At 34.0% G+C, this 9,185-nt stretch carries 6 protein-coding genes and 1 pseudogene; 4 read left to right on the forward strand and 3 right to left on the reverse strand.

Going from position 1 to position 9,185, the window contains the following annotated elements; genetic code table 11:
- Positions 1–201 (forward strand): annotated as a pseudogene (locus PN450_RS11445) (hypothetical protein); the annotation flags it as partial.
- Here PN450_RS11445 and PN450_RS11450 read toward each other — a convergent pair.
- Positions 160–483 carry a DUF6825 family protein gene (locus PN450_RS11450; protein WP_168634919.1) on the reverse strand — a complete coding sequence of 108 codons (324 nt, stop codon included), beginning with the start codon at positions 481–483 and terminating at the stop codon, positions 160–162. The pseudogene PN450_RS11445 and the gene PN450_RS11450 sit on opposite strands and share 42 nt — an antisense overlap.
- A gap of 234 nt (positions 484–717) precedes the next feature.
- Here PN450_RS11450 and PN450_RS11455 point away from each other — a divergent pair, with 234 nt between their 5' ends.
- The 3 genes from PN450_RS11455 (at position 718) to PN450_RS11465 (ending at position 5,618) form a co-directional block, all read left to right on the forward strand.
- Entirely contained in the window at positions 718–3,720 is a 3,003-nt protein-coding gene (locus tag PN450_RS11455; protein WP_271836381.1) for a type ISP restriction/modification enzyme, read from the forward strand.
- 355 nt (positions 3,721–4,075) lie between these two features.
- Positions 4,076–4,798 (forward strand): Uma2 family endonuclease, encoded by a 723-nt coding sequence (locus PN450_RS11460; protein WP_271836384.1) that lies wholly within the window; start codon positions 4,076–4,078, stop codon positions 4,796–4,798.
- A gap of 217 nt (positions 4,799–5,015) precedes the next feature.
- On the forward strand, positions 5,016–5,618 hold the full coding sequence (locus PN450_RS11465) for a hypothetical protein (RefSeq protein WP_271836386.1): 603 nt from the start codon (positions 5,016–5,018) through the stop codon (positions 5,616–5,618).
- An 83-nt stretch (positions 5,619–5,701) separates the two neighbouring features.
- Here PN450_RS11465 and PN450_RS11470 read toward each other — a convergent pair whose 3' ends face one another.
- Both PN450_RS11470 and PN450_RS11475 read right to left on the reverse strand, forming a co-directional pair.
- Positions 5,702–6,277: a Uma2 family endonuclease gene (locus PN450_RS11470; protein ID WP_271836388.1), complete on the reverse strand. Its 576-nt coding sequence runs from the start codon at positions 6,275–6,277 to the stop codon at positions 5,702–5,704.
- A gap of 25 nt (positions 6,278–6,302) precedes the next feature.
- Positions 6,303–9,002, reverse strand: coding sequence for a CBS domain-containing protein (locus tag PN450_RS11475; RefSeq protein ID WP_271836390.1), 2,700 nt, complete (start codon positions 9,000–9,002; stop codon positions 6,303–6,305).
- Between the last annotated feature and the right edge of the window lie 183 nt (positions 9,003–9,185).

Raw genomic sequence — 9,185 nt, forward strand, 5'->3', positions numbered from 1 at the left:
GGTAGAGGAAGTAGGGGAGGTAGGGGGGCAGGGGAGAATATTTTTTCACATTACCAATTACCAATTACCAATTACCAATTACCAATTACCAATTACCAATTACCAATTACCAATTACCTATTACCAATTACCCATTACCCATTACCCATCACCTATTACCTATTTTGCAGCATTGCGATGCTTCTGCAATTCACTTCTTAATAGAGCGATTTCTGCCCTTAATTCGTCAATTTCTGTCTGTAAGTCTACTGTATCTCCACCAGATGAACTATTACCTGTGGTTGTACCAGTTGCAGACGATTCCGCTGCTCGATTAGCTCGTGCCATCACTTCTTCTGTAAACTGGCGTAGTTGCTCTTTAGTTTCAGCATCAAATTTGCCTAGTTCACTTAAAGCATCAGTCAAGGCGACTTCTACACGCTCATTAATCACTTCAGCGACTGCTCTGCCTACGAAAAAGGCTTGCACAAGGGGATTACTCATAAATTTTTGTAAAGTTGCTCCGCAAAAAGAATTATAACCTGTATATAGCCCGTAATGCTTCTATCTGAAAGTTTTTTGAGGGGAATACAGTCACTGTGAAAACATGGCATTAACTGTCTTTACATTAGCGATCGCACAACTAAATCTACGTAGACAATGTAATAATATAGTAATATAAGTTGGGTGAAGTGATCGCACAACCCAACAAAAGTTTTAATAATCCATTTTTTAATTATGTCTAGACTCCTGGTAACTCAATATCAAGCCGAAGTCGAAAAAATCATTCAATATGGTGGTTCTCGCAAAGAAACTTCTATTCGTGTGGCTTTTCAAAATCTCCTCAATGAATATTGCAAACCGAGAGATTTTTTACTGATTCCTGAATTAGATTATAGATTACCAAATGGTAAACTTGTTTATCCTGATGGCACAATTAAAGATGCTTTGCGGTTAGATTGGGGTTATTGGGAAAGTAAGGATCAATATGATAAATTAGATGAAGAAATAGAAAAAAAATTAAATAAAGGTTATCCCGATAGTAATATTTTATTTGAAGATTCCCAAACTGCGGTTTTAATTCAATCTAGCACAGAAACCATGCGTGTATCTATGCGCGATGCTGACGCAGTAGATGGAATTATTACCAGTTTTATTAATTATGTGCGTCCTGAAGTTAAGGATTTTCGGGAAGCGATAGAAATTTTTAAGCAAGATTTACCCACTGTACTAAATTCTCTCAGAGATTTGATAGATTGTCAAGGGGAAAATAACAGATCTTTTCAAACTGCGCGGGATAAGTTTTGGGGAATTTGCAAAGAATCAATTAACCCAGAAATCAGTTTATTTGATATTCGGGAAATGATGATTCAGCATATTTTGACAGAAGATATTTTTATCAATATATTTAATGAATCGCAATTTCACAGAGAAAATAATATTGCGGGAGAATTACAAGGGGTAATTTCTACCTTTTTTACCGGAAGCGTTAAGAAAAATACTCTGGGAACGATTGAAAGATATTATGCAGTGATTAGACGCACTGCGGCTAATATTTATAATCATCAAGAAAAACAGAAGTTTCTTAAAGCGTTATATGAGAATTTCTACAAAGCATATAATCCTAAAGCTGCGGATAGATTAGGTATTGTTTATACTCCTAATGAAATTGTTAGGTTTATGATTGAAAGTACAGATTTTTTAGTACATAAACATTTTGGGAAGTTGTTAGCGGATAAGGATGTGGAAATTTTAGATCCGGCGACGGGAACGGGGACTTTTATTACTGAGTTGATTGATTATTTACCAAAGCAGAGTTTAGAACATAAGTATAAACATGAAATTCATTGTAATGAGGTGGCAATTTTGCCTTATTATATTGCAAGTTTGAATATTGAATACACCTATAAGCAGAAAATGGGGGTGTATGAGGAGTTTGAAAATATTTGTTTTGTGGATACTTTGGATAATACTTCTTTTGCGGGTAAGCAATTGGATTTGTTTGCTATGAGTGTGGAGAATACCGCAAGAATTAAAAGACAGAATGATAGAACTATTTCTGTGATTATTGGTAATCCTCCCTATAATGCAAATCAACAGAATGAAAATGATAATAACAAAAATCGTGCATACTCAGAAATAGATAAGTTAATCAAAGAAAGTTATGTAAAATATAGCAATGCTCAGAAAACAAAACGATATGATATGTATTCTCGCTTCTTTCTTTGGGCTACAAATAGACTAAATGAAAACGGAATTTTAGCTTTTATTACTAATTCTTCTTTTATCCATTCAAAAGAAGCTGATGGTTTTAGAAAAGTTGTTGCTGATGAATTTAGCGAAATTTATATTATTGATTTAGGTGGAGATATTAGAGCAGGAGATAAAACTGGTAATGTATTTAATGTCCAAGTAGGAATAGCAATTAGTTTTATGATAAAACAAACATCCTCTAAACGGTTACCGTGTAAAATATACTATAACCAAATTTTTGGTTTAAATACTGCTGACGCAAAACTAGAATATATTGCTAAATCTAATTTTTCTGATATTTGTTTTGAACATATCACACCTGATAATGATAACAACTGGGTAAACCTTTCATTTAATGATTTTGAATCTTTGTTGGTTTTAGCTGATAAAAATACTAAATCTACAAAAATTGAAGCTGAAGAAAAAGCAGTATGTAAGTTATTCTCTTTAGGAATTTCTACAAATAGAGATGAATGGGTTATAGATGTTGACTTAAATAATCTTAAATCAAAAATGATATTGTTTACTGATTTTTATAATAACTACAAACATGAAGAAGGAACAGAGTTTGATTCCTGTATTAAGTGGTCAAGAAATTTAAAACGTAGACATATACAATCAAAGAAAGAAAAATTTGATGAGAATAGAATTAAATTTATTTTTTATCGCCCATTTTGCAAATTTATTATTTATAAGTCTAATATATTTTTGGATGAAGTTGGTGGAGCAGATGAAATTTATTTACAAACAGCAGAAAATAAAATAATAACATATTCATTTGGGCAAAGATCCAACTTTTCTGTATTAGCTACTAAACATCTTTTTAGTTTAGATATTTATCTTCCTAATGCAACAAAATGTATTTCCTTGTACCGTTATGACAAAGAAGGAAACCGCATTGATAATATAACCGACTGGGGACTAAAACAAATTCAAACCCATTACCAAGATCCAACAATTACGAAAATAGACATCTTTCATTATACCTACGCAGTCTTACATAACCCAGCTTATCGCAGCAAATACGAACTCAACCTCAAACGTGAATTTCCCCGTTTACCATATTATGAAAACTTCCAAAAATGGGTTAACTGGGGTAAACAACTCATGGAATTACATATTAATTATGAAACAGTCACACCTTATAACCTAACCCGTCTTGATATTCCCTTAAAAGACAATCAAAAAACACCCAAACCTAAACTCAAAGCCGATAAAATCAAAGGTAGTATTATCTTAGATGATGTCACCACATTAGAAAATATTCCGAAAATAGCTTGGGAATATATGCTGGGTAATCGTTGCGCGTTAGAATGGATATTAGATCAATATAAAGAAAAGAAACCAAAAGATCCAACCATTGCGGAAAAATTCAATACCTATCGTTTCGCAGATTACAAAGAACAGGTAATTGATTTATTAATGAGAGTCTGTACCGTGAGTGTGGAAACAATGAATATAATTAAAGAAATGTCTGAATCAGGATAACCAGGATTTTAGGATTTTCAGGATGAAATATCAAAAATTAAACGCAGATAATTTTTACATTTTCTCTGTGTTCTCTGTGTTCTCTGTGGTTCGATAAAAAAAGAAATTGTCAGAATCAGGATATCCAGGATTTAAGGATTGTCAGGATTAATGAATATAATAATGTCAGAATCAGGATACCCAGGATTTGAGGATTGTCAGGATTAATGAATATAATAATGTCAGAATCAGGATATCCATGATTTAAGGATTGTCAGGATTAATGAATATCACATCCTGTTAATCTTTTAATCCTGTAAATCCTGATTCAGACAATTAATGCTATAATCAACAAATAACGACTTGGTGTCATATTATGATGATTACTCAAGAATTAAAATGTAGAGAAAATATCTCTCAAGATGTGATTTTTCCTCCCAGTGATTTATATAGTGATGAACCTCCCGTGGAAACAGAACTACATTTAAGACAAATAATTCTCCTTTTCAAATGTCTAGAATGGTTGTGGAAAGATAGAGATGATTTCTATGCTGCGGGAAATCTCACCATTTACTATAGTCCTAATCAGAAAAAATCAGAATATTTCCGAGGTCCTGATTTCTTTGTTGTGCTAGGAACAGAACGCAAAACTCGGAAAAGTTGGGTAGTTTGGAATGAAGACGGTAAATATCCCAATGTAATTTTAGAGATTCTTTCACCAACTACAGTTAATACAGATAAAGAATATAAAAAAGAACTTTATCAAAATACTTTCCGCACACCGGATTATTTTTGGTTTGATCCTTATACACTAGAATTTGCAGGTTTTCATTTATTAGATGGAAAATATCAACCTCTAGAAGCAAATGAAAAAGGACATTTATGGAGTGAGCAATTAGATTTATATTTGGGAATTCATGAGGGATTATTGCGGTATTTTACACCAGAAGGAAAGTTAGTTTTTACCCCTGAAGAAACCGCAGAACAGGAAACCCAAAGAGCAGAAACACAAGCTAAAAGAGCCGAAAAGGAAGCGAGAAAGTCAGAACGTTTAGCAGCAAAATTGCGGGAATTAAATATAGATCCTGATACAATTTAATCTACAATCAAATGTAGGTTGGGTTAAGCGATAGCGAAGCGCTCCGCAGGAATCGCGCAACCCAACAAAAGTTTTAATAATATGTTTTAATAATATGATGTTTGGTTTCGTTCCGATTGCTCCGCGTTCACGCAGTGTCCCGCAGGGATACGTTTACGTTCCACAACCCAACCTACGGAACTAAACTCTGTTTTTGTAGCAAAAATTAATTATAACTATGCCCTACAGTGATTTTACACTAAAAAAAGTCCGTCAGGATTTAGCGATCGCCATCCATGAAGGAGGACGGTTTTTTCCAGATGTGCCTGCTGTAAAACCTGATGATTTGCTACGTCAAGAACTAGAAGAAGGTTTACCATTGGTACTTGCAAGGGGTAGTGAAAAAGCCCGTTCTGAATGGATTATTAGCCCTGTATTAACAGCAGTTCGACGATTATTAGATCGTCAAATTAGCCTTTTTTCTGGAGAAGATTTTACCGTTGATTCTAGTATTGGACTCAATGGTATTTGTGACTTTCTGATTAGTAAATCACTAAGCCAATTAGAAATTCAAGCTCCAGTAGTTATAATTATAGAAGCAAAAAAAGAAAATCTTAATGGTGGTTTAGGTCAGTGTATTGCAGAAATGGTAGCTGCCCAAAAATTTAATGCTGCTAATAATGTCAACATTCCCATAATTTTCGGTTCTGTCACTAGTGGAACTGCTTGGAAATTTTTAAAACTGGAGGGTAATTCAGTCACTATTGATATTACTGAATATCCATTGCCACCAGTTGAGCCAATTTTATCATTTCTAACGTGGATGTTATCAGTAAATTAATATTGTTTTTAAATTCTGTAAATCCTGATATAGCTACGCTATCAGACAATAATATGATGTTGGGTAACATACGTCAACCCAACCTACTGGAAATTTACACCTTCATAAATATCACTGAAGGGAATTTGAAAATCTATGGATTTTAAAGACAATATATCATTTACTGATTCATATTCAGTTAATACCCATTGTCCTTCGGCATTTTTAGCAAATTGTTCAATAAAATATTCATATTGGTTAATCATAATATATTCTTTCAATTCAGGAAGAGAACGATAAAATCTAAATTTGTCAGTTTTATCATAATTTATAGTTGATTTAGATAACACTTCGACAATCATTAACGGATTTGTTACTTGAGTAGTTCCAGTTCCTTGATATATTGGTTCTCCTTGAATTACCATAATATCTGGATAAGTATAGATTTGATAACGTTGTAGCCATAATTTAACATCACCCATATAAATCTTGTAATTTTGATTCCGCATTTTTAATTTAAAATGTAGATAAAAATTACCTGAAATTTCATTATGATTTGTAGTTCCACCAGCTATATGTATAATTTCCCCATCTATATATTCGTTTTTAAATTCTGATTTTTCTTCTAGTTCTAAATATTCTTCTGGAGTGTAATATTTGCTGGATGTTTGAATTTGCATATCAACCTCATATTTTTAATATCTATTACCCAGGATAATGCTTGGCTAAAAATTCTTGTGCTTCCGCTTTATCCTTAATTATACCATCTACAGTAGCAGTTAATAAATCATCAAGCATTTGCTTATATTGGGGACTAGGTTTATAACCTAATTGTTTTAAATCATTTCCATTTAACAGCGGTTGAATATTTCCCCAGGTTGTTAAATATTGCCAAATCCGTCTTCTGATTTTGCGGGAACTTTGTAAAGCAATTAAGATTAAAGTTTGCAAATCATATTTTCTGAGTAAATAGAGAGTTTGACTAGGTTTTTCAAAAGTTGGTAATAACGTAATTACCTCAGCTTGAATTTGAGATAATTTATCTAATCTGACAATACTATCATCAACTAATTGCAGATTTCTAGCTACTTTTCCCCGATATTCCGGTTGTAAATAGGCAATTAATACTTCTAGACGCATTTGCCAATTTATTAAAGTTTGTTTTTTGTCAAATTTCCTTAAACAGTGTTTTAATAAATTTAATTGTCGAGAAAGTTCCACATCTAATTTTAAAGTAGGATGAATACATTGTAAAGCCCCCAAATTATCCAATAATTCTAAAGCTGATTGCCAATAATCTGCTGCTAATATATATTTTAATTCAGTTTTTAGTCGAGTTTGCAAAGCCGGAGTTTTACTATTTTCTTGACTAGTGCGATCATAAACTCCACTATTTATAGCATAACGAATATAAGTTTCTGTTTGTGGTTCTAGAGAAAATCCAAACCGCACTGCAAACCGCACACCGCGATAAATCCGAGTTGGATCTTCAATAAAACTATTAGCGTGTAAAATTCTAACTTGCTGATTTTGTAAGTCTATAAAACCACCAAAGAAATCTAATAATTCACCAGCACGAGGAGAAGTTAACCTTAAAGCCATGGCATTAATCGTAAAATCTCGCCGATATAAATCTTGCCGAATAGAACTAGCTTCAACCTCTGGATTAGCTGCTGGGTAAGGATAAAACTCCGTTCTAGCTGTGGCAATATCCACCCATAAGGAATCTAATACTAAATCTTTATGCCATAATAAAGCCGCAGTTTGAAAAGCACCATGAATTTCTAATCTGGCATTTTGATAAATTTGCTGTAAGGCTTTAGCTAATTCTACCCCTGCACCAACGTCTGCGGTTTTATGAAAACCATCAACGACTAAATCAATATCATTAATCATCAAACTGCGATTTTCCGCTTTTGATAATAGCAAATCTCGCACTGCACCACCAACTAAATAAAGATGCCAACCGCGTTTTTCTGCTTCTTGCGATGCTGTAGTCAGTAATTCCCAAAGTTGCGGTGTCAGACGTTTTTCTAATTCCGTACTTAGTCCTAAATCCTGAGAATAATTTTCAGTTATTGATTCTAGATTTTGAATGGTTAATTGATGTAATTCTCTTAAAATATCGGTGCGAGTAACAATACCAACTAATTGCCCCTTTTCTAATACTGGTAATCTGCCAATATCATAAGTCACCATTAAAGACTCAATTTCTGGTAAAGAAGTATCAGGGGTAATTGTCTTTAAATTACTTGTCATATAACCTTTAACTGGTGCATGACTAAACCCATGATGTAAAGCAATATCTAAATCCCGTCGGGAAATAATTCCGATTAATAAATCTTGATTATTCACTACAGATAAACCTGAATGTCCATAACGTAATAAAATCCTTTGGGCTTCGGCTATAGTAGTATCAGGGCGAATTGTCCGCACTGGAGAAGACATCAAATCTCTAGCTGTGGGAGGATGGGGAATTTGGGCTTTTAAACCATCTAATAATTGTTGTAAAATTTGTTGGGAATCTGTAGTGCGAAGATTAAAAGATGCGGCTTGAGAATGTCCACCACCACCATGAGGTTGAAATAAGGAATTAAGATTTGTTTGGGGAATTTGCGTTCTGCCAATTACTGTTAAGCGCCAATCATTTTCATCTAAAGAATATTCATTTGCTAACAGTACAGCATCGGTTTCTGTTAAATCAATAATTTCGGAAGCTAAACCTGATAAACCAGGGACAAAACCATCGGTTTTTAGTGTTACCCAAGCAATGGTATATCCCCGCAAACACAGATATTGTAAATTTTCTAAAGCTACAGTTAATAATTGTTGTAATTGTGGTGATAAACCAGGATCACGATAAGTAGAAATAACTGATAAATTTGCCCCCTGCTGCATTAGCCAAGCCAACGCTAAAGCATCTCTGGCTGTAGATTGTTTATAGGTTAATGAACCTGTATCCACATGAATACCCAAAGCCATTACAGTTGCTTGGGCAGAATTTAAAGAAATATTATTTTTTTGCAATTCTTCTACCATTAAGGTAGTTGTCGCCCCCACTTCGTCAATATATAATTGAGTGCTGGGAATGTCTCTTTCCTGTCCAAAATGATGATCGTAAACGATGATTTCTTGAACACTGGGTAAATCGAACCAGATAGCGGCTTTACCGAGGCGATCGCGCTTTTGAGTATCCACAACCATTAAAGAGCGAATTTTTTCAGGATTTACTGAACGTCTTTCAATTAGCGGATACTCGTCACGATGTAACGCTAAAAAGTCCCGTACAGGAGGATGTGCGCCCCCAGTCAAGACAATTTTACTCCCTGGTTTGAGACAAGTTAACCCCACCGCTGCCCCCAAAGCATCAAAATCCGCAGTTGTGTGACAAAGAATTAAATCCATATATTTTTAAGATAGGAGTCAGGAGTCAGGAGAAAGAAGGAGTCAGGAGAAAGAAGGAGTAAGGAGAAAGAAGGAAGAAGGAGTTCAGGAGTTCAGGAGTTCAGGAGTCAGGAGTCAGGTAACAGAGAATATAATTTTTATCCTAATCAATTTCCCAATCACCAATCACCAATCACCAATAAC

The sequence above is a fragment of the Dolichospermum lemmermannii CS-548 genome, from assembly GCF_028330815.1.
In the GTDB taxonomy this organism is placed as follows: Bacteria; Cyanobacteriota; Cyanobacteriia; order Cyanobacteriales; family Nostocaceae; genus Dolichospermum; species Dolichospermum lemmermannii.